Origin of the sequence: Streptomyces sp. NPDC015661 (genome assembly GCF_043077765.1) — a bacterium.
In the GTDB taxonomy this organism is placed as follows: Bacteria; Actinomycetota; Actinomycetes; order Streptomycetales; family Streptomycetaceae; genus Streptomyces.
Genome location: NZ_JBIBST010000005.1, coordinates 436577 through 454677, shown reverse-complemented (window position 1 = coordinate 454677; position 18101 = coordinate 436577). Strand labels below are relative to the sequence as shown.

Annotated in this window: 22 protein-coding genes; 13 read left to right on the top strand and 9 right to left on the bottom strand. The window is 70.0% G+C overall.

The features are described from left to right. Window positions 1-22: 22 nt before the first annotated feature. A complete protein-coding gene (locus tag ACF07V_RS16710) occupies window positions 23-730 on the bottom strand; it encodes a hypothetical protein (protein WP_392154789.1) in 708 nt (235 codons plus the stop codon). Window positions 731-1137: 407 nt separating this feature from the next. Here ACF07V_RS16710 and ACF07V_RS16705 point away from each other — a divergent pair, with 407 nt between their 5' ends. Further along, on the top strand, window positions 1138-1425 hold the full coding sequence (locus ACF07V_RS16705) for a hypothetical protein (RefSeq protein ID WP_392154787.1): 288 nt from the start codon (window positions 1138-1140) through the stop codon (window positions 1423-1425). 119 nt (window positions 1426-1544) lie between these two features. On the opposite strand, the gene ACF07V_RS16700 is transcribed toward ACF07V_RS16705, so the two are convergent. The 4 genes from ACF07V_RS16700 to ACF07V_RS16685 all read right to left on the bottom strand — a co-directional run bounded on the left by ACF07V_RS16700 (window position 1545) and on the right by ACF07V_RS16685 (window position 3961). Then, complete coding sequence (locus ACF07V_RS16700) at window positions 1545-1769, bottom strand: hypothetical protein (protein WP_392154786.1); 225 nt, start codon at window positions 1767-1769, stop codon at window positions 1545-1547. Between the two features lie 485 nt (window positions 1770-2254). Further along, window positions 2255-2500, bottom strand: coding sequence for a hypothetical protein (locus tag ACF07V_RS16695; RefSeq protein ID WP_392154784.1), 246 nt, complete (start codon window positions 2498-2500; stop codon window positions 2255-2257). Window positions 2501-2838: 338 nt separating this feature from the next. Next, window positions 2839-3087 carry a hypothetical protein gene (locus tag ACF07V_RS16690; protein ID WP_392154782.1) on the bottom strand — a complete coding sequence of 83 codons (249 nt, stop codon included), beginning with the start codon at window positions 3085-3087 and terminating at the stop codon, window positions 2839-2841. Window positions 3088-3478: 391 nt separating this feature from the next. Beyond that, complete coding sequence (locus ACF07V_RS16685; RefSeq protein ID WP_392154781.1) at window positions 3479-3961, bottom strand: ATP-binding protein; 483 nt, start codon at window positions 3959-3961, stop codon at window positions 3479-3481. A 330-nt stretch (window positions 3962-4291) separates the two neighbouring features. Between ACF07V_RS16685 and ACF07V_RS16680 the strand changes: the two genes are divergently transcribed. Then, window positions 4292-4915: a nucleotidyltransferase domain-containing protein gene (locus ACF07V_RS16680; RefSeq protein ID WP_392154779.1), complete on the top strand. Its 624-nt coding sequence runs from the start codon at window positions 4292-4294 to the stop codon at window positions 4913-4915. Here ACF07V_RS16680 and ACF07V_RS16675 read toward each other — a convergent pair. The 3 genes from ACF07V_RS16675 to ACF07V_RS16665 are packed head-to-tail and all read right to left on the bottom strand — an operon-like array spanning window position 4902 to window position 7861. Further along, entirely contained in the window at window positions 4902-5360 is a 459-nt protein-coding gene (locus ACF07V_RS16675) for a PPC domain-containing DNA-binding protein (RefSeq protein WP_030745675.1), read from the bottom strand. The two genes, ACF07V_RS16680 and ACF07V_RS16675, sit on opposite strands and share 14 nt — an antisense overlap. Window positions 5361-5387: 27 nt before the next feature. Then, a complete protein-coding gene (locus ACF07V_RS16670) occupies window positions 5388-6389 on the bottom strand; it encodes an asparaginase (protein ID WP_392154778.1) in 1002 nt (333 codons plus the stop codon). Between the two features lie 59 nt (window positions 6390-6448). Then, window positions 6449-7861, bottom strand: a complete 1413-nt coding sequence (locus ACF07V_RS16665) for a helix-turn-helix domain-containing protein (RefSeq protein WP_392154777.1) — start codon at window positions 7859-7861, stop codon at window positions 6449-6451. Window positions 7862-8167: 306 nt separating this feature from the next. On the opposite strand from ACF07V_RS16665, the gene ACF07V_RS16660 reads away from it, so the two are divergent. The 11 genes from ACF07V_RS16660 (at window position 8168) to ACF07V_RS16610 (ending at window position 17217) form a co-directional block, all read left to right on the top strand. Further along, the gene (locus tag ACF07V_RS16660) at window positions 8168-8929 is read left to right on the top strand and encodes a hypothetical protein (RefSeq protein WP_392154776.1); all 762 of its coding nucleotides are present in this window, start codon (window positions 8168-8170) and stop codon (window positions 8927-8929) included. After that, window positions 8926-9612: a dTMP kinase gene (locus tag ACF07V_RS16655; RefSeq protein WP_392154774.1), complete on the top strand. Its 687-nt coding sequence runs from the start codon at window positions 8926-8928 to the stop codon at window positions 9610-9612. The genes ACF07V_RS16660 and ACF07V_RS16655 overlap by 4 nt, the downstream gene beginning before the upstream one ends. Continuing rightward, complete coding sequence (locus ACF07V_RS16650; RefSeq protein WP_392154773.1) at window positions 9605-10474, top strand: isocitrate lyase/phosphoenolpyruvate mutase family protein; 870 nt, start codon at window positions 9605-9607, stop codon at window positions 10472-10474. The genes ACF07V_RS16655 and ACF07V_RS16650 overlap by 8 nt, the downstream gene beginning before the upstream one ends. A 29-nt stretch (window positions 10475-10503) precedes the next feature. After that, the gene (locus ACF07V_RS16645) at window positions 10504-10935 is read left to right on the top strand and encodes an NUDIX domain-containing protein (RefSeq protein WP_392154771.1); all 432 of its coding nucleotides are present in this window, start codon (window positions 10504-10506) and stop codon (window positions 10933-10935) included. Window positions 10936-10940: 5 nt separating this feature from the next. Next, entirely contained in the window at window positions 10941-11606 is a 666-nt protein-coding gene (locus ACF07V_RS16640) for a TylF/MycF/NovP-related O-methyltransferase (RefSeq protein ID WP_392154770.1), read from the top strand. Continuing rightward, window positions 11603-12526, top strand: a complete 924-nt coding sequence (locus ACF07V_RS16635) for an NAD(P)-dependent oxidoreductase (protein ID WP_392154769.1) — start codon at window positions 11603-11605, stop codon at window positions 12524-12526. The genes ACF07V_RS16640 and ACF07V_RS16635 overlap by 4 nt, the downstream gene beginning before the upstream one ends. After that, window positions 12523-13389: a hypothetical protein gene (locus ACF07V_RS16630; protein ID WP_392154767.1), complete on the top strand. Its 867-nt coding sequence runs from the start codon at window positions 12523-12525 to the stop codon at window positions 13387-13389. Before ACF07V_RS16635 ends, ACF07V_RS16630 begins: the two co-directional genes overlap by 4 nt. A 30-nt stretch (window positions 13390-13419) precedes the next feature. After that, entirely contained in the window at window positions 13420-15303 is a 1884-nt protein-coding gene (locus ACF07V_RS16625; protein WP_392154765.1) for a radical SAM protein, read from the top strand. Continuing rightward, window positions 15300-16019, top strand: a complete 720-nt coding sequence (locus tag ACF07V_RS16620; RefSeq protein ID WP_392154763.1) for a 2OG-Fe(II) oxygenase — start codon at window positions 15300-15302, stop codon at window positions 16017-16019. The genes ACF07V_RS16625 and ACF07V_RS16620 overlap by 4 nt, the downstream gene beginning before the upstream one ends. Before the next feature lie 88 nt (window positions 16020-16107). Then, the gene (locus ACF07V_RS16615) at window positions 16108-16269 is read left to right on the top strand and encodes a hypothetical protein (RefSeq protein WP_361931631.1); all 162 of its coding nucleotides are present in this window, start codon (window positions 16108-16110) and stop codon (window positions 16267-16269) included. Between the two features lie 57 nt (window positions 16270-16326). After that, entirely contained in the window at window positions 16327-17217 is an 891-nt protein-coding gene (locus ACF07V_RS16610) for an aKG-HExxH-type peptide beta-hydroxylase (protein ID WP_392154762.1), read from the top strand. Window positions 17218-17431: 214 nt separating this feature from the next. Here ACF07V_RS16610 and ACF07V_RS16605 read toward each other — a convergent pair whose 3' ends face one another. Then, complete coding sequence (locus ACF07V_RS16605; protein ID WP_392154760.1) at window positions 17432-18088, bottom strand: hypothetical protein; 657 nt, start codon at window positions 18086-18088, stop codon at window positions 17432-17434. Window positions 18089-18101 lie beyond the last annotated feature (13 nt).

Here is an 18101-nt window from a genome sequence, read left to right as displayed (position 1 = left end):
AGTCGGGCGGCGATTTGGAGAGTTACAGTGGATCTGGGGCGTTGATCTGGACATCGGGGTACACACTCTGATAATCAGCGCGGTATGCGTTGATGTGCTTTCTTCCGGCTTCGGTGATCCGCCACCGGTACTCGAGGACGAACGTCCCGCGCCCTTTCTCAGTGCGAATGGCGAAAGAGTCGATGTAGCCCCGGCTCGGTTTGCCGTTGGGGCGATAGCCGGTACCGAGGTAGTACTTGGCCTTGCCTCCCATCACGTCCTCGGGCAGCCCGTCGGGACCGGCGGCGGCGACCCTTGCCAGATTCCCCCACAGCCACTCCGACAGCAGATGCTTGGGACGGCGTGGCGCAGGGGAAATACCGAGCCCGGCACGGGCGCATGCCCGACCATCACGGGTCAGTTCCACCAGGACTCGGGCAACGAGACCGACCTCTGGAACGTCGATGCGGTCTTCAGTGATCTTTAAAAGTCCTCTGCGGGCGAGAGCATGCAGGGTGGCCCCGGCTCCGGCGTCGAGGTGGCCGTCCTCGCGGAGGCGTCTCTGAATCGTGGTGTACTCAGCAAACGGAAGCTCGGCCTTGATCGAAAACGGCAGCTTGCGCCATGCAGACGCTGGCCCTGGGTCCTGATAGGTGGACCGGGCCGCCCTGGCTCGGCGCTCCGCTTCCTGGTCTTCACGAAAGCAGGCAAGCAAGTAGCTGCGCTGACGGCTGTTCAGACCATCCCACATCGCCTCGGCCTTCTTCCCCAGGGTGAATCACACGCAGAGCCATCGTCGCGACCACGCCATCGGCCAGCACGCCCAGACGATGTTCCTACGCCTCAGATCCATGCCGAAATGCGCTGCCTCCGCGCCGCCGTTCGGGCCGCGCGAGGCTGGAGTTAGTGGCACGCTGGCCAGGCTACGGCAGCCCAGTGACAGCCCTCGGGCACCAAACCCCACGAGACACCGGTTCAACGGAGCGAATGGGCGATGAAGCTCCTTGAATTCATCACTCCATCTCGGGATGCTCCGCAGACCTGCTCACCTAACTTCCCACCCACCGCACGCTGGCCTGCGGACAGGTGCTCAGCTGCCCCACCGAAGGGCTGACGCACCATTTGATCCCCGAGTGCCTGCGGGGTCTGTTTGCGGAGGTGGACGAGACGTTGACGGCGTGGGACGAGGCCATGGTGCCGCTGCGGCATTACATCGCCTACCGGCGGCTGGTGAACGTGGCGTCGGTCCTGTTCTGTCCGAGGCACCAGGCGCCCCTGGTCTATCCCAGGCTCGCCCCGGACACAGTCGTGCTGGAGGAGGGCTTCACCCGCAATATGTTCGGTGCGGGATGCCTCGGGAGGGAACGGCGCCCCCTGGTGCCGGTTGCCCGGCTGGTCCCCGTGCGCCCTCGCTCGGGGACCAGCCGGGCTCCCTTCGCCCTCTGAGGCGGGGGCAGGTGCGTACAACGGGCCGTAGGACCGTCGTACGCGATAGCTTGCTCCGCCGGGATCCGTGGTGGGGTCAGGCTGCGGTCCGACGGTGGTTACCGCCGGGTCGTCGCTGGTCACCAGCTCGTCTCGGGGTTCTGCTGCTGGATTTTGCAGACGAGGTCCTTGACCCAGTCCATGGCGAGGACCGGATGGTGAAGGGTCCAGGGGCGGTCGTGCCATTCGCGCTGCACGATCCAGGTGCCGTCGGGCTCTGACTGGACGTGGTGAAGGTGACCACGTCTCTGCAGGACGGTCAGCCAGGAGTCGACTTCGGCGGCGATGGCCGGGTTGATGTGCACGGGGGCGTTCTCCGCTTCGTTTCGAGGAGAGGTGCGAGCTGGGTGCCTGGGGCGGGTGGCCGGTTCGGTCATCCGCCCCCGGTTGCCCGGTCAGTTCCAGGCGGAGGTGACCGGCTGACCGTGCGGGGCGCGGAGCTGGGCCATCAGGGCGGTCAGGGTGTCGCTGGGCAGGGGGACCTGCTGACCGTGGATCGCCTGGGCGACCACCTTGCGGGTCAGCTTGTCCTGAGTTCTGACCGCCGACCGGGCGATCTCCAGCAGCTCCTCGGTGTCCGGGTCTGACCGCCGGACACTCGGTGTCCAGGGTTCCCGGTCAGCGACCGGGACACCGCTGACTGGCGGCTCACCGTCCGGCTGACCGCCCAGGTCAGAGCCCTTTCCGGGTGGTCGACAACCCCGGTCGGGTGACCGGGAGACCGATGACCGGCAGCTCGGCGTCCCCGGTCAGTGACCGGGTGCCCTACCTCGGTCTGACCGGGCTGCGGTCACTGACCGACCTGGTCGGCCCGGCCGGTCTCAATGCCGCTGGGCCGGTCACCCTGACCGAAGTGACTGAGGCCTTTCCGGTCACCATCCTCGACCGGCATGAGGAGGATGAGAATGTAGGAGTGGACGGCGCCGGCCAGGGCGAGCGAGGTCATGGTGGACAGCACCGCGTCTCCGAGCCGGAGCTTTGTGTCGGCGACCGCGCCCTCGTTGATCCGTACCGCGTGGATGATGTCGTACGACAAGCTCAGCCCGCGCTGACGACGCCAGCCATCAGCAGGTTGGGTCCAGTGGTGACCTGTCGTCGGGCTTCCTGGTTGGGACGACGGCGGCCCCGGCGACGGTGCGGGCCCAGTCCAGGACCTGAGGGTGGTCGGCGACGGCGGCCCGGTAGCGCGGGGGCATCCCGGCCGACAGAGCCTCCAACGGGGGAGAAGCTCTCGGGCTCACCGGCCCGGGCTGTCCGGTCCTGGGTGTCCTCGCCGAGGGTCTGCGGTTCGCGGTGATGGGTGCGCATTACAGCTCCTCGGTATAGGCGGCAGCGGCACCGGCCGGATTGGTCCACGCCGGGTGGACGGACACGTTAGACCGGAACCCCGGCCGCGCCAACTTGCCAGAGCGCGATCGTGGCCTCGCTGACCATGCTGGTCAGCATGCTCGAGGTGCTTGGGGTTGGCCGCGAAGTTCGCCGGTCCGGCGCGATGCCCTCGGCTGGGAGCTTCTTGGTGATCCGGCCGAGGTGGCCAATCACGTCGCTCGGCGGACGGTCGCCACAGGCGGCAACGTACTCGCCGACGAGCTGGTTGGCCGAGACGCCATCCGCGGACGCCATGCGCCCCGTAGGGACTACGGATCCAGGATCCTAGATCCTAGATCCAGGCGCCGAGCCCTCCCCGAGGCTTCGGGGAGGGCTCAGGGAGGGCTCGGTGAATGTGCCCTGACCTGTACTTTTCACTCCCTCGTGCTGTCTGACGCCGACGATGTCACCGAAGGTCTCCTGCCGGGCGGCGAGGACCTCGCCCGTGCGTTCGCGGGGGGGGCGCGGCGACGGGCGGCCGGATCGAGGGTTCGAGGAGTGTTCGGCGAAGCCTCCTCGAACCCTCGGAGAGTGGTGGACGAGTCCTCGGCTACCAGGCTGGCTGATGGACCGTACGCATTGGCAAGGAGAGCCCGCCGCTCCAGGCACGTGGAGTTTCTACGGCCATCTCCCGTCGAAAACGAGGTCAGTCACCGTTCTTGCATGGAACTGGCGCGCCGCCAAGCCCGGCCAGCACGATCCAGGCGGCCTTGGCGCCGCGTTCCGTAACGCGGAACCCCCACTGTCCCTGTGCCAGCTCGTTCACGATGTGCAGTCCTCGTCCACGCTCGACAAGGACCCTGCCCGGCCCCCCGGCCGGTTCGGCGTCCGAAGGCGACGTGGCACCGCTGTAGAGGCCCGCGGGGAGCAGAGGGTCTCTGTCATGGATCTCGCAGATGTACCTCCCGGCGGCTGAGCGGACGTGCATCTCGTACGGGCCGCACGCGTGCTCGTGCGCGTTCGCCACGAGCTCCGAGACGGCCAAGACGCCGTCACTGATGAGGTCCCCAGACAGCCCCAGGTCCTTGAGGACACGTCGCAGAACCGCGCGGGCTTCGCCCGTCGGGTTGGGAGTGCGGTCGGTCCAGCGGTACACGAGGCCGAGAGCGGCGGATGGCGCGCTGATCATCGGGCGACGGACCTCCTGTAGGTGACGGCGATGGCCTACTCCCGGGGATGCGACGTGGTCGCGGAAATGCGGCCAGTACGCCGCTGAGAGGCATACGGCCGTAAGAAGCACCTGGCTTCGGGCACGCCGCCCCGGAAGGATCGTGGCTCAAGCACCGGCCACGAGGCCAGTAGCGAGTCACGCACTCAACGATGGATGCCGGTGTCCCTGGTGCTCATGGGCGTTTATGAGCACCAGGGGGTGCGAGCGGGCGACAGGGTGCTCCAGCGAGACCGCCGACCCACCGACGACCTTCGCCTCCGCCCCTCTGATCACTGGGAGTATGGGCAGGTGAGTGCTGACGTGTTGGGACGCTGGGTGCCGGATCGTCCCGAGGATGTGGCCGCGGTCTTCGCCAAGGCAGACTTCCCGTGGTGGATCGCCGGTGGCTACGCGATCGAACTCGCGGTCGGCCGAGAGCTGCGCGCACATGGCGATCTCGACGTCCTCGTCCTCCGGCGCGACCAGGCCCTCGTACGTGAACTGCTGGCCGACTGGGACCTGTACGTGGCGGACCCGCCCGGCCAGGGGGAGCTTCGACCATGGCGCCCTGGAGAGGTCCTTCGGCCGCCGCTCCACGACATCTGGTGCCGCCGTACGCCCAAGGCGCCCTGGTCGGTGCAGCTCATGCTGGACGAGGCCGAGGGCACCCAGTGGGTCTCGCGGCGTGACCCGTCGATCCGCCTCCCGATCGACAAGGTCGGGCGCACGAGCGAGACGGGCATCCCGTATCTCGCGCCCGAGGTGCAGCTCTTCTACAAGGCGAAGGCGACCCGGGACAAGGACGAGACCGACTTCGAAGCGGTACTGCCGCTGCTCGACGCTCCGGCACGCGCCTGGTTGGCGGACGCGATCAAGGTGATCGCGCCCACCCACCACTGGCTCCGCCGGCTCCTGCCGATCAGCCGAACGTGAGCAGCGGGACGTCGTAGAGGTCGGGGTTCCGGGGCCGGGTCATGGTGGGCGACGTGACCTCCACGACCATCAGTTCGCTCAGGAACTGGACCTTGGCGCTGAGGAGGTGGCTCGTCCTGCCGTCGGCCGACTGCGCCTTCAGGCCGGCGGACACGTGGATGTGCGGAAGTATCCCGCCGGTGGCCGGGTCGTGGGCGAGCGTGCCCGCGCCGAACGCCTCGACGTTGGTGACGTACGTCTTCGCCCAGACCGGTGCGTCCGGGTCGGCGAGCTTCTCGCAGGCACCCACGATCTCGGCCTCCGCGAAGGCCCCGATGAACGAGGGGATGTAGCCCTGCCGTACTCCGTTGTCCCGGCAGAAGGTGGACAGCGCTTCGAAGAAGTCCTCCCCGTGGTCGAAGGTGACGCCGAAGGTACGGCCAACGGTCAGCTCGTGAGCGCGCATGTGCGGGTGTCTCCTGAAGAGGTGGGGTCAGCGGGCGAAGGCGGCGGTGAAGGTCTGTCGGACCGCCGCCCCGTCGGCGCCCTGGGCGAGCAGGGCCTGCAGCAGGAGCCTCGCCTGGTACGGTCCGAGGTCTCCGGCGCCGATGAGTCCTCGTCCGAGGAGGTCCTTCTCGGAGCCGGGGAAGCCGTACGTGTCGGACAGGACGGGGCCGTTGCCGATGCGGGAGGCAAGGACCACGGGGATGCAGGACGCGAGCTTGGTGAGCCCTTCCACGAGACGCTCCGGGACGTGGCCGACGCCGAAGGCCGCGACCACGAGCCCGTCGCAGTTGCCGTCCCACAGGTCGAGCAGTGCACCGTCGTCGCCAAGGGTGACGACGTAGAGCCCGACACGTGCCTCACGGTCGGGGGCTCCGACGAGCGGTCCGCGGGGCGGTAGGCCGCCCGCAATCCGCACCCGGTTCTCCGCGACCCGCGCGATCGGTCCGCACGACGGGGAGGTGAAGGCGGCTGGGCTGGTGGTGTGGGACTTGCGGACGGTCCGGGCCGAGTGGATCTCGTCGCCGAGGACGACGAGGCAGCCGGCGCCCCGGAGTCCAGGGTCGGCGGCGGCCAGGACAGCGGCGTAGAGGTTGGCCGGACCGTCGGCGCCGGGGAGGGTGGGGTTGCGCATCGCGCCGGTGACGACGACCGGCTGCTCGTGGCCGTGGTAGAGGTCGAGGAGGAAGGCGGTCTCCTCGATGGTGTCGGTGCCCTGGGTGATGACGACGCCGTCGACGTCCCCGGTCTCCAGCTCCGCCGCGATCGCGGCCGACAGCGCGGTGAGGTCCTCGAAGGTCAGGGAGGCGCCGGGCAGACGTCGGAAGTCCCGCACCTTGAGGCCGATGCCGCTCGTGGCCAGGGCGGGTACGGCGGCGAGGAGTTCGTGGGCGGAGAGCGCTGGTACGACGCCTCCGGTGGCGGGATCGGTGGTCATGGCGATCGTGCCGCCGAGGGAGAAGACCGCCACGTTCCTGACCGACTCCGTCATGTCCCCTGCTCCCCTGTCCGGACGCCGCCGAGCGCGGCCTCGCGAGTGGTCCAGGCAGGCTATCGGGTCGGTGCCGTCCGGGTACGCGGAATGATCACCAGCTGTTCGGCCACGAAGCGGCAGGCGGCCTCCAGCCCTTCGAGGCCCAGCAGCCGGCTGCGCGGCCGGGCCAGCCGCTCCGTGCCGGCGGCCGACAACTGCGCGCACCGGCGTCCGAGCCAGGAGGCGTCGAGACCGAGGTACTCCGCCGTTGCCGCGAGGCGCTGTCCGGCCTGCTCGGCCGCCGTGGCCGAGTGGTGGCTGACGTGGCCGGTCACGTCGGCGAACGTCCGTAAAGCCCCCGGCCGCGCGGTGACCGCGAGGTGGGACGCCCCCTCGGTCCGTACCCATGAGGCGATGACAGCTCGGCGCCCGTGAGAGAGGACGAAACCGTCGGTGTGTGCGAAGCCTCCGTCGTCCGTCACCCAGGTACGGATACTGAAGGACTCCATGAGCGCGATGGCGAGGAACATCAGGACGCGCTCGTACGCCGGCGAGGAGGCGACCGCCGTCTCGGGGACGCAGAACCCCCGGCCGCTGGTACTGCCTGGACGCCGGGGCGCCATTCGTTCGAGGTAGCGGTACTTGTGCCGGAAGAACAGCCAGGTGGCGGCCTCCTCGCCGCGCTGTTCCCTGGTCCAGAAGACGGGCGCGTCGCCCAGGTGGTCACGGTGACCCAGGATGTACCGGGCTGCGGTCTCCGAGCCGATCAGCATCGTGGACACTTCGGTCAGGCCGTGGTCGGAGGCGAGCGGCGAGCCTGGGGAAGCGGTGAGCGAAGCCAGCGAGGTGTGCAGGGCCTGGTCGTCGCCGAGCAGGGCCGCCTCGAATCCCGACATGGCCCACAGGATGCCGTAAGTCAGGTCGTCCAGTTCGTACGCGGCCGGGATGTCGACCGGGTCGGAGGCGGTGCCGCGTACGCCGCTCGGCCTGGCGTCGGTGACGAACTGCCGGACCGCCCCGTCGACCGTGCGGTTCGCGACGACGAGCGCGCGCATCGGCATGGTGCGCCAGGCGTCCAGCTCCGGGCGGGAGTCGAGTCGCAGGCTGTCCCCGAGGAAGGAGGCTGCGGGAAGGGTCAGCACGGGAATCGCCGTCGTCGGGACGGACCGGCCGGCGGGTAACAGGAGCTGGCTTGGGCCTTCGGGCAGCGCCACGTACCCACGGGCTCCGGTGTCCGCCGTTCCTGGCCGGCTCGTGGCATCTGGGGTGTGCGGATCGGCCATGGGGAGGAGCCCGAGCAGTTCCTCCGGAACTCCCAACGCATCGGTCCATTGGACGAACTGCCGTCGGTCGCGGATCTGTTTGAGCCCGCGCTCGAGTCTGCTGACCTCGGCCTGGTCGATGCTGACCATCCGCGCCACGCCGGCCTGGGAGAGGCCCGTATGCTTCCTGAACAGCTTGACGACGGTGCCGAGTTCCCATGCGGCCACGGCTCGCCGGACCGTCGGATCACGCCAGAAGGCCGGGTCGGCCCGTCGGGCGGCCAGCCCATCCTGGCACGAGGCGCATCGCGTACCGGCGTTGAAGCGACTGAGAAGGGCACCGCAGCGCGCACACCGCCGCTGTCCACTGTCGACCATGGTCGGCATTCTCCCTCGCTCTGCGACCGCCCGGACACGTTCCGCTGCTGGGGCTCATAAACACTCATAGGCGTAGGTCTTCGTGGCGGCCATCGTGGTGGAGCACCACCGACCGGAGCCGCCTGCCGCGACTCCCCGGACGTGAGGATCCGACCTGTGACCTCCTTGACCCTGCCGCCACGGCCCCCCGGTTCGCCGCCGTTGGCCCACGCCTGGCAGACGCTGGCGGACGGGCTGCTGACCCAGCGGCTCCATCTCCATCTCGACGAATGGCGGGCTGCCGTCGCCGAGAAGAAGGCGCTGCCCGACGTGCCGGGCGCCGATGTCTCCGTGCTGGCCCAGCGCCCGTCTCTGCTGCCGGCAACCAACGGGTCCGCGATGGCGCTGCTGGAGGCCGCCGGGCTCGGCTTCTGGTGGGAGCTGCCCCAGCGGCACGGAGCGGAGTCGCGGAACCAGCGCGGGGCGCTCCACCGCGCCGCCGACACCGCCGCCCAGAACATCCTCGCGGAGCAGTCCGAGATGGCCTGGTCCGACGCCGTGACCGCTGTCAGCGGCGCCGCCGCATGGTGGGTGGGCTTCTTCGCGGTCATCCGCCACCGCGGGGTGCACCACATCACGCTGGAGCCACACCCGAGCCCGCTCCATGAGCAGGCCCTGGGCGCCGCGGCGGGCGTCGTGGCCCACGGCATGGCCACGCGGGTGCTGGAGGCGGCGCTGCGTGACTCCGACGACGACCCGGACCTCCGCGCCGCGTACTGCCGGGCCATCGAGGCCGGCATCTGCGCCGAGCCCGAGCTGCCTCGCCTCATCGACGAGTTGGCGGAGCTCCGGCTCGTGGACCTGGTGTCCACCACGGCGCGCTGGCGGGGCCGCTTCACCAAGTACGCAGGCGGCACGGGGGCGGGGCAGGTCGAATGAACCACCGCTATCCGTTCATCGTCATCGAGGGGCTCGACGGCACCGGCAAGACGACGCTGCGCAAGGGCCTGTTCCGGCTCTGGGAGGGGCTCTACGGCGTCACCCCGCTGTGCATGCTCACGACCAACTTCCTCGCCGCCGACCAAGCCGCCGCCATCGTCACGGGCAAGTACCAGCCGAACGCCGGGAACCGTGACGCCTACCTGTCCGCGATCGCGGCGGACAAGCGGGCCACGCTGGATCGTCTCGTGCTCCCCCAGCGGCCGGCCCGGCCAGTGATCGCGGATCGCTGGCTCCTCAGCGAGCTGGCCTTCTTCGCGGTGAAGCACGGCATGAGGGCGTCGGAGACGTACGAGACGCTGGCCGCGCACCTCACCGCGGCCCCCGATCTCACGCTCGTCCTGGACCTGGAGACCGACGCCTCGATGAGCCGGGCGCAGTCCCGCCAGGGTGACGCCGTCCGGGGCGACTGGGACGTGCACGACGTCCAGAGCCGGGTTCGCGAGACCTACGAGGCCGTGGTCTCGAAGCCCGACGAGTTCCCGCTCCTCGGCGACGTGGTCCGCCTGGACGCCCGCCGACCCCGATCCGAGGTGCTGCTCGCCGCCTGGGACGCACTGCGTGAACGGCAGCTGGTGCCGCCGGTCGCCGCCCGCACGGAAGGAGGAGAGACCCATGGCTGACGGCACGAAGGCGATGCATCTGCGTGGGGCCCTCGCCGACAGCGCGCGGAAGCACCCGCTCCTGGCGATCGGTGCGGTGAACGCACTCGCCGCACACGTCGCAGCGGAGGCGAGCTTCGACGCCCTGTGGGTGAGCGGCCTGGAGGTATCCGCGGCCTCCGGGCTGCCGGACGCCAACGTCCTGGGCCCCCGGGACCTGTCCGACGTGGTCGCCTCGCTCGGCCGTGTCACCGAACTGCCCGTCGTCGTGGACATCGACAACGCGGGCGGCTCGGGGCGCACGGCGGAGCGGTTCGCGTACGACCTGATGCGCGCCGGAGCCGCGGCGGTGTGTGTCGAGGACAGCGCGTACCCGAAGTGCAACAGCTTCGCGGCCCACCGGGCCCAGAGCCTCGCCGACCGGGACCTGCTGTGCGAGCAGGTGGGGCGCATACGGAAGATCGCCGGTGACGGCCTCGTGGTCGTGGCCCGCACCGAGGCCCTGATCGCCGGTGAGGACATGGCCACGGCGATCGCCCGTGCCGAGGCGTACGCCGAGGCGGGAGCGGATGCGGTACTCATCCACTCCAAGGACGCGACCGGTGAGCAGGCGCGGGGCATCGGGCGAGCGTGGAGTCACGGCGTGCCTCTGGTCAGCGTGCCCACGGCGTTCCCCGACCTGAGCGCCGCCGAACTCGGCGAGGCCGGCTTCCGCCTCTGCATCTACGCGAACCAGCTCAGCCGTGCCGCCCTCGCGGGTATGCGCACCGCCGCCCGTCAGTTCCGGCGTGGAGGGAGCTTCCGCTCCACCGTCGCGGGATCTCTGGCGGAGGTCGGCGACCTGATGCGCGTCGGCGAGCCGGAGGCGCTGTCGTGCCTCTGACGCCCGAGCTGCCTCGGATCAGCGTGTCCGTGAAGGCAGCGATCGTGCGCGACGGCGCCGTCCTGCTGCTGTCGTACGACGACGAGGCCGGGTTCCACTACAACCTTCCCGGCGGCAAGGCCCAGGTCGGCGAGGACCTGCGCCAAGCCGTGAACCGCAAGGTCGTGCAGGAAACCGGCCTGCAGGTCGTGGCCCGGCGTCTGTTGTGCGTCGTCGAGTACGTCCCCGAGTCGTGGCAGGGCGAGTTCGGGGACGTACAGAAGGTTCAGTTCAACTTCCTCGCGGAGCAGGTGGACGACGCGGAGCCGCGCATGCCGGAACCGCCGGACCCCATCCAGGTGGGCTTCGAGTGGGTTCCGCTGGAACGTCTGGGCGACGTGTACCTGTTGCCCCGGATCAACCGCCCGCTGTCGGCGGCGCTGAACGGGGAGCTCGCCGACCCTTTCGTGGACAGGTGGTGACCTTCATGGATCCGATGCTGAAGGATCTGCGGGAGTGGCTGCTGCGGGAGCACGTCGGCACGGTCTGTGCCGACCGGCTCCGCGTGATCGCCGACGAGCTCGCCGACCTGACAGCCCGCGGTCTGCCGGGACCGGTGGTCGAACTCGGTTGTTACAAGGGCGCGATGGCCCTCTGGATCCGTGGCGTGCTCGAATCGCTGGGCGACCGCAATCGTGAGATCCACGTCTACGACTCCTTCCAGGGCATGCCCGCGCCCGGTGCCGAGGACTCGGATCATCTGATGGCGGGCGAGCTCCGGTCGTCCCCGGACGACGTGCGCGCGACGCACGCGGCATGGGGCAGGCCGGCACCGGTCATCCATCCGGGATGGTTCGACGAGACCCTTCCAAATGAGCTGCCTGAGCAGATCGCGTTCGCCTACCTGGACGGCGACTTCTACGACTCGACCCTCACGGGACTCACGCACTGCGTCACCCGCCTGGTGCCGACGGGCGTGTTGCTCGTCGACGACTACGCGGACACGGCGGTCAATCCACGGGCCTGGGACGGGCTCCCCGGGGTTAAGCGCGCCTGCGACGTGTACTTCGGCGGGCCTTCGCCCGTGACCGTCGTCGTCGGCGAGGGCGATCTCGCCTTCGGCCGGTACGAGAAGCCGGAGTTCCCCGGATGAGCGCTGTCCTGGTGCTACGCGGTGCGGCGGACGCGAGCGCGATCCGCCGCGCCCTGCCCGATGTCCTCGTACACGAGTTGCCGAACCTGGACTCGCCTATGCCCGCCGACACGGCTGTGCTCGTCCTGCGCTCCGGCGTCCGTCTCGGCGAGCGGGAGCTCGACGCGCTCCCCCGCCTGCGGCACGTCGTACGGACCGGCTCCGGCATCGACCACATCGACGTGAACGCCCTCCGGCACCGTGGCATCACACTGCATCGCAACGCCGAGGCCGGCGCGGGCGCCGTGGGCGAGTGGGTTCTCGCCGCTGCCCTCGCCCTGGCCCGGCGGATCCCCTTGGGGCATCACGCGCTGCTGCTCGGCCGGCACGAGAAGCAGGCGTGCATGGGTACGTCACTCGGCACCCTGGCCGCAAGTATCTGGGGCGCAGGTCCGGTCGGGCTGGCCGCCGACTGGGCCCTCGCCCCCTACGTGGGCCGCACGGCCTTCGCCGCGTGGCCGTCGAACCCTCCCGGTCTGCGGGAGCTGTCGCCGTCAGCCCTCATGGAGCAGTCGCAGGTACACGTGATCGCTCTGCCGCTGCGTCCCACGACCGAGCAGCTCATCGGCGAGGACTTCCTCGCACGCGTCGCTCCGCAGCGGCCTCTCCTCATCTGCGCAGGGCGGCTGGAGACCCTCGACGTCGCGGCCTGCCTGCGGGCGCTGGCGGACGGGAGGCTCTCGGGCCTCGCCCTCGACCCGGTCGAGCGGAAGCATCTGCCGCTCCTCACCGACTCCACGACGCCGCTCAACCTCCTGGCCTCACCTCACATAGGTGCCCAGCGGTCCGACGTGCGCGGCGCGCTCGACATATGGGCCATAGATCTCCTCAGGGAGATCACCGCTGACGACAAGATCCTGATCGAGGGAGGCCACCAATGAACCCATCGGCACGACTGCGCCGGGAGATCGCCGACAGAGTCGCCCAGGCGCTGCTCGCGTCCGGCGAGGCTCGTGAGGTCTGGCTGGAGGGAGCCCTCGCCTGCGGCTTCGCCCACGCGGCGAGCGACATCGACCTGCGTGGCATCGTGGACGGCGCCCTTCCGGCGTGGGAGTCGCGCATCGTGGACGGCGTCCGTGTCGACCTCCAGGCGACGGCGCCGCAGCGGGCCGAGGAACTCCGTCACCTGCTCCGCTCCTTCGACGTGCGCCGCGACGACCTCGGATCGTTCCGCCGGGTACGCGCCTCGATGCACGACCTCATGTGTCTGCGTACCGCCCTCTCATACGGCTCCGGGCGCTGGGATCCGGTGCTCGATCCCGGGGAGCGCCAGGGCTACCGACGCTGGGCGGTCGCCGACCAGGCCGAGGTTGCGGCTAGTCTCGCGGAGGACCTGACCGGCCTCGTCGAGGACGGCTTGGCCGAATCGGCCGGCGTCGTGTGCCGGAAGATGGAGACCTGCCTCACCGCGCTCGGCTGCGCGGCGGCCGGCCACCCGGTCCTGGGCGACAAGTGGCTGCCACTGCTTGCAGACGCGCAGCCCCGCCCGTCGATCGACCCTGCTCGCGCAGAGACGTGGGAGTGGTTCCGTCCGGTTCAGCGAGGCGTGACGAGAGCGCTTCTGGACTGCTGGCCCGTCGAAGACCCGCTGCAGAAGGCTCCCAATCTGGGTGCTCCTGACGCCGGCTGGCTGCCCCAGCGGTACACCGACGGGTGGTTCCTTCGCCGTGGCGACGTCCACATCCCCATCACCGGCGGACAGCTTCTCGGGTGGCTGTCCACGGTCTCCACCGATGTCGCGTAGACCGCGCCTCTCCTCCTCCGGAGTCCTCTGATGCCCGTCACCCGCACCGCCTCCATCGACCTGGAGAGTCTTTACGCCCCGCTGTCGAGCACCGGGACGGACACGGCCGTCTCCGTCATCCTCAAGCTCCGCGGGGAGACCTGCAACATCGACTGCCTGTACTGCTTCGAGAAGCGCAAGGAGTCACCGGGCGGCGCCCGGATCAGCGCGGCACAGGTCCACCGCCTCGGTTCGATCTTCTCCGGGCGTCCGCTCAGCGTCGAACTCCACGGCGGGGAGCCCCTGACCGCCGGCCGGGAACGGATCGCGGAGATCCTGGACGCGCTCGCCGCACAGCCGAACGTCATCCGCGTGAGCCTCCAGACCAACGGCCTCCAGCTCGACGACGCCTGGCTGGACCTGTTCGAGCGGCACTGCCCGGAGCTGGAGATCGGCCTCTCCCTCGACGGGGACGCGCTCGGGAACTCGTGGCGCGTGGGTTACGACGGCCGCCCCACGTACCCCCGAGTGCTCGAAGCCCTGGAACTCCTCGGCCGTCGGGAACACCGCGTCGGCTTCATCTGCGCCGTCACCCCATACATCCTCGGCCGGGCCTCCGAGGTCATGGAGCACCTCGCCTCCTTTCCCGCCGTGACGACAGTCAGCCTGGTGCCGTGCTTCGACGCTGCGGTCACCCGTTCCACCACGGTGACGGGATCCCGTACGCCGACCAGCCGGGCACTCCAGCGACGGGCCATCGGCCCCAGCGGCCCGGCCTGGGCAGTCGCGCCGCGTCAGTACGCCGACTTCGTGCTGGAGGCCGCCCACCACTGGGTCGCCGACGGCCTGTTCCGCCGTGTCAAGCTGGAGCCCGTCGTCTCCGTCGTCCGCCGCCTGAGGGGCCTGCAAACCCGTTCCTGTCACTTCTCCGACTTGAAGTGCGACCACGTCCTCACCCTTTATCCCGATGACCGCCTAGGAAGCTGCGACGAGCTGCCCTGGCCGCAAGCCGGCCTGGCCGCACTCGGTGACGTACACACTGAGGCGGACGTGGCCGTCGCCCAGGGCAGCTCTTCCCTGCTCCGGCAGGCACGCTCCCTGCTCACCAAGTGCACGACCTGCGACTACCGCGACACCTGCGGCGCGGGCTGCCCGGCGATCCGCCTTCGCTTCGCCGCCGCGGGCGACGAAGACGCGTACTGCGACCACCGCATGCGCCTGATCGACGGCGTCGCCGCCCTGCTCGCCCAGCCGAGTCTCCCGCCCGGTGCCTCCTGCTCCCGGCTGCACTGGCGTCCCGTCCGCCCCAACGACATGCGCCACGTCGTGGCGTTCCTGGCCCGCTGGGATGACCCCGCCGCACCGCGCCCGCCAGCACGCCTCCAGGTAAGCGCCCACGGCAACATCAACACGGTCGGCCTCCCCGGCATTCACGAGGCGGACGATCTCGACCCGCGACACCCCCAGTGGCACGAGGGCATCGAGCCCGGCGTCCGCCCGATCGTCGACGCGCTCACCGCGGGCTGGAACACCGTCACCTATGACAGCTGCCAGGGCCACGCCTACGCCGACCTCCCCGGAGCCGAGCCCCGGTTCCTCTCGGTCGGCATCCTGCCGCGCGACCGCGCCGAGTACGCGCGAACAGCAGCGCGCCTGTGCCGCGCCGCCGGCCAAGCCGAGTCCTCCCTGCCCGGAGCGTGTTCGCTGTTCCTCGGCCGCAACGAGCTCACGTGCCGTACCACCGGCCGGGTGTATCCGACGCTCGACCTCCATCTCGTACCCTCTGCCGGCACCAGGTCTGCCGAGTACTTCGAGAACCTCGCCGACGCCGTGCACGTACTCACGGAGGCCCTGGCCGAAGCCGCCTCTGCCCCGCCGTCCGCCCTCTGCGCCTGCACGGCCGTAGCCCACTCCAGTGATGGAGGCGCGCAGTGATCCACATCGCTGAGACGCTGTCCATCCGGACCGTGGAGAGCTTCCTCAGACCGAACGAGATCGAGCGCCTCAACGACGTCATGGACGACGCGCTCGGCTCCCTCGGGCGCGACCGGTACGGCGCGGGCCGCCAGACGACCATCCACGAGATCCCCGGTCACTCCCCCGCCGACGCGCAGGATGTCTACGAGCCGGCCGGCCGGATCGAGATGACCGACATCCCGTACGAGGCGACCGCCCTCCTCGACCAGGCCCTCAAGCTCCACATGGCCGCCGTCACGCGCACCCTGCCGTCGGTCACCGGCCACGGGCCGTGGATCTACCTCGAGTACGGCGCCGGCCAGTACATCACCCCGCATGCGGACGGCATCGCCCCCGATCCCCTCACCCGTCCCCGCCAGATCGCCGCCGCGACGGTCACGCTCACGGACACCCAGGACACAGGCGGGGCGTTCTACGTGGAGACCACGGGAAGCGACGACGTCTGGACCACCGACGAGGCGCCGACCGGGTCGGGTTACGCCCCGGGGATGCGCTTCGCACACGACGGAACGGACATGTCCTCCCCCTGGTTTCGCGCCATGCCCCGCACCCGATGGAGCGTCGCACCCTCTCCCGGCACTCTCGTGGTCTTCGGCAGCCAGCTCGTCCACGGCACCGAACCGGTCCGCGCCGGCCGCGTTCGCAAGTTCCTGACCCTCCTCGTCTCCGAGTAAGGAGCCATGCATCCGTGACCGACCCTCGCGGCCCGCCCGCACCAGCCCTTCGCCCCGACCCACCGCCCCGACCTGAGGAGAGAGAGCAGTGGCAGACGACAAGACGTTCGACGAGTTCCTGGAGGCAGTCGCGTCCCTGCGTGACAGCGACGCCGTGCGCACCACCGCGCACACCTCCAACGCGGCCACCGAGACCTGGCTGGCCACCACGGTGCAGCCTGACGCCGCTGAGCCCACCACCGAGTCCTGACCCGCCACGGGGCCGGGCCCGTCCCGGTCCGGCCCCGTTCCACTCCCGGAGCCCCAGATGAGCGCTCTCTCCCCGGAAGCCCTGGTCGCCCTCGACGGTATCGCCGACCATCAGCGCCAACGGACCAGCCGGATCGCCTCCGTACTCGGCAACCGCCTCGGCGCGTCCGCCCTCGACTACGCCGTCGCCCACCACCTGCTCGAAGGTGCCGAACACGCGGCGCGCGCCCGGGACGCGGACCGCCTCGCCTGGTACCGCCGTACGACGGTCCGAGACCTGACCCACCTGTCGGCCGGCCCGCACATCGTGCTCAGCCCGCGCCCCGCGGACCTGCTCCGCTCGGAGATCTCCGAAACCGCGTACTACCTCGTCGGCCCCGACACCGACCCTGCCCCACCCGAGGCCCATCGCCTCGTTCGTGCCGCCCTTGCCTCCGCGACCGAGCACGGCTTCGGCACCCTGCTCACCCAGCACGCCCCCGTCATCTGCCTGCTCAACCGCCGCCGACTCGACGAGACCCTCCACAGCTGGGCCCTCACCCGCCTCCCGGGCACGGTCTTCACCGACTACACCGCGCACCCCGAGGTCCTGGCCCGCGACCTCGTCCACGAGGCCGCCCACCACTGGCTCAACGACGCCCTGACCGCGCACGACGTCAGCCTCCCCACCGACGTCACCTTCTTCTCCCCCTGGCGGGGAACCCCTCGCCCCGTCTTCGGCTTCCTGCATGCCTGCTGGGCCTTCTCCCTCACCGTGCTGTACGCGCGGCAGGCCCGCTGCAGCGCCACGGGTGCGATGGTTCCCTTCCTTGACGCCCACCTGCGCCAGCAGGAGAGCCAGTTCGCCTCCGTGTCCGAGTCCCTGCCGGAGGCGCTCTCCTACGTGTCCGCGGCGGTGGTCCGTGATCACGTCAGCCGCGCCTTACGCAGGGTCGTTCGACCGGCCTAGGATCCTCGAGCGGTCGGCGCAGCAGCGGAGCCCGCGTGCGCCAGCCGACGGACCTCTCACCCGGCAGGGAGAGCATTCTCAGGTCCGCTTACCAGACCTGATGCCGGGGTCTACCGTCCCCAGCGTTCTGACCAGGACGGGCCGAAGCCTCCACGCTGGGGTGCGGTTCGGCGAGCATCGCATCAGCCGCCACAGAGCCGCAGGTCCAAGGTTGTCACCAGTCCCCTTGCCGGATCCGCTCGTCGGACACGATCCCGTAGACGTACCGCCCAGAACGTTCGGGGCATCGTGGAATCTCCGACGGCCCCGCGATCGGCCATGCCTCCAGCGCTGACCTGATCTCGTGCCACTGCACGTTGCGCCGGCTCTCGACGATGACCAGGGTGTAGTGGTTGGTCCGGTAGGTGAAGGGCTTGCCGGTCTTCGTGTAGAAGACCTCGCCCTGATGCTCCTCGATCCGAGGCCTCGCCGTCTCCATGTTGGGACCGACCGGCACCGGCTCGGGCGGAGGTGGCAGCGGCACTGGATGCCCTGCCCACCGGAGCCGTTCCTCCGGCGTTGGCTCCCGGCTACTCCGATGCCAGGATGCGCTCCCTCGCACGGTGGTCGAGGTGACCGCCAGCTCTGTTCCGTCCGGCAGCACCCCACGGCCAGGCTCTCGGTAAGGCTCCACAATCGTGATGTCACGCCGCTCATAGCCGAGCCTGCTGGCAACTGACTCCAGGGTCCCCATCTGAGTGTTCCCGACATACGACCACTGGTCCTCGCTCGCATCGTCCGAGAACTCCACGACGCCGACCAGGTAGACCCCGTCCTCGTTCGGGTCGCCGAAGAGCTGCCGCAAGCGGTCGGGGCCAAAGTCACCCGTCATCTATCCGTCCACC